The following is a 2,119-nucleotide window of genomic DNA, read 5'->3' on the forward strand; positions in this document are numbered from 1 at the left end:
TCCTGTTGCCATTTTTCCTGACTCCCTCATATACCTGGAGGCGGTGCACTTCCGAAACGCCGCCTTTCTCCTTGTTCTTGAGTACAATTCCATCTTCTTCAATCGCTATTTAGGCTGGACGGCTGGCTCCATGATTGCCCACGACAAGATCCTCGGCACGATGATCACGAGCGCCGTCGGCAGGCAGCCATTGCCATCTAGGCTGTCCTCGTCGCAGGCGTCATCCTCACCGGCTTCTGCATGAGCCGCCGCGCCAAGAGCCAGACGGCTTGAGCCTAGAGAAAAAACCTGCCCTCACCTTGATGGTGAAGGCAGGTTTTTTTATGGCCAGGCGATGCCGTCGCCGTAGAAGTCACTGGGATGATCTGCAGTCTGGACGGTCATGAGGACAGGCATATCGACCTGTGCGGCAATCCACTTCTGCAAGCGGTCGGCTTCTTCTGGGCGGAGCGGCTCTTTGACGATGACTTCGACCATGAAGCGCTTGTGGTCCACTTTGTTTTCTGTTTTTGGCTGATCCTTCTGGGGCGTTACGGATGTCAATGTGCCGCCCTGGATGGACAGGACCTTGGGGAAGAGAAGGGGGGCCTGCTGGGTGAGGAGCTCGATGGTCTGCTGGTCTGCGCTCGCGCGCTTGTAGGCCGGGTAATACTGCGTGGAGAGGTTCTTGTAGGAGACTTCCTTTTCGGAAGTGCTCTGCTTCTCGAGCCGCGCATTGATAAGGTTCTGGATTTGCTCGCGGTCGAGTTCGCGCTGCCCCTGAATGACGACGAGCTCGAGGTCTTGGAGCCTGTTGCGCGCGTGCAGTTCGTCCTGAAGGGCATCAATCTCTTTCTCGGTCAGCAGCGTGCCCACGAGATCGACGGTGAGGACGTGGCCCTTTACGGTGTAGGAGACGACACTCGTCGTCTGGGAGTCCATGTCCTCGCTGATGAAGCTCTTAACCTGCATGTCGCGCAGATTCTCCTCGACCATCTGATAGGCGAGATAGATGCTCGGCGCCGTGATCAAGATGCCGAGAGCCGCCAGGATGATTCGCTGCCGCTGGAATTGTGAGGCTGCGACATCACCATGCGATGGGACGCCGAGGACTTTGAAGACGAGGAAGGCTGCGAGTGCGATGAAGAAGGCATTGATGAAAAAGAGGTACATCGCGCCGAGGAAGAAGGGGTAATGGCCAGATGCCAGCCCGTATCCGGCTGTGCAGAGCGGAGGCATCAGAGCGGTAGCGATGGCTACGCCGGGGATGACATTGCTCTTTTCCTGACGCGTATTGCCGACGGCCCCTGCAATGCCGCCGCACAGGGCGACGATGACATCCCAGATGGTAGGCGAGGTGCGTGCCAGAAGCTCGTCCGTCGAGTAGGCCAGCGGCGAGATGGCGAAGTAGAGGGAGGCCGTCAGGATGGCGAATCCCACCTGGAAGGCGAGCTTGATCATGGACTGACGGATGAAGTGCACATCGTATGTGGCCATGCCGTACCCGATGGCCACGATCCCGCCCATGAGCGGGGAGATCAGCATGGCGCCGATGATGACGGCGACGCTGTTCATGTTCAGGCCGACACAGGCAATCATGATGGCCATGACGAGGACGATGAGATTCGTCCCCGATACCGTCGCATCCGCAAGAATGCGCTGGTTGATTTCTTTGATGGAGGCGGCGCCTCCCTTTAGATTGAATAGATCACGCCACATCATTTTCTCACATCACCTTTCACAGGAGAGATTACGTCTCATCGTTCTTCTTGTCGAATAGGTACAGATTATGCTTGCTGTTGGTAATCATGCGGATATAGCGCTCGTACTGGCGCAGGACATCGGTCAGCAGTTCCTCGCGGCGCATGTACTTGAGGCTGTAGCCGCGCCTGCCGTCGGCAAAGTAGCAGACTGGCTCGAAGTCATCTATAAAGAAATAGACGGAGCCTATCGGTGAACAGACTCCGCCTTGTAATCCAATATTTTTTTCTATTATATTAGATTTACAGGTTAAATGCAAATTCCCACATCCATCGGGGTAAGTGTCAAGTTTTCCTCGGTAATTCATTTGACTGTCGATAATTACTATCTCCGTGGCTTCGGTTTTATCAGTATTTCTGTATAGCTCTGGCCAGTCTCC

General features: G+C 55.4%; 2 protein-coding genes and 1 pseudogene. 1 reads left to right on the forward strand and 2 read right to left on the reverse strand.

What is annotated here, in order from left to right; translation table 11 throughout:
• Positions 1 to 244: pseudogene (locus HMPREF9453_RS12295) on the forward strand (hypothetical protein); the annotation flags it as partial.
• Between the two features lie 77 nt (positions 245 to 321).
• Here HMPREF9453_RS12295 and HMPREF9453_RS08985 read toward each other — a convergent pair.
• Together HMPREF9453_RS08985 and HMPREF9453_RS12175 are read right to left on the reverse strand one after the other, a co-directional pair.
• Positions 322 to 1,701 carry a DUF389 domain-containing protein gene (locus tag HMPREF9453_RS08985; RefSeq protein WP_040380469.1) on the reverse strand — a complete coding sequence of 460 codons (1,380 nt, stop codon included), beginning with the start codon at positions 1,699 to 1,701 and terminating at the stop codon, positions 322 to 324.
• 28 nt (positions 1,702 to 1,729) lie between these two features.
• Positions 1,730 to 2,119, reverse strand: a 390-nt coding sequence (locus tag HMPREF9453_RS12175) for a hypothetical protein (RefSeq protein WP_008860241.1), incomplete at its 5' end; no start/stop codon positions are given.

The organism is Dialister succinatiphilus YIT 11850, from assembly GCF_000242435.1.
Taxonomy (GTDB): Bacteria; Bacillota; Negativicutes; order Veillonellales; family Dialisteraceae; genus Dialister; species Dialister succinatiphilus.

What these genes read in the sequence shown, in the direction of transcription:
- HMPREF9453_RS08985 (WP_040380469.1), bottom strand. Translation starts at nt 1,701, where the DNA reads ATGATGTGGCGTGATCTATTCAATCTAAAGGGAGGCGCCGCCTCCATC.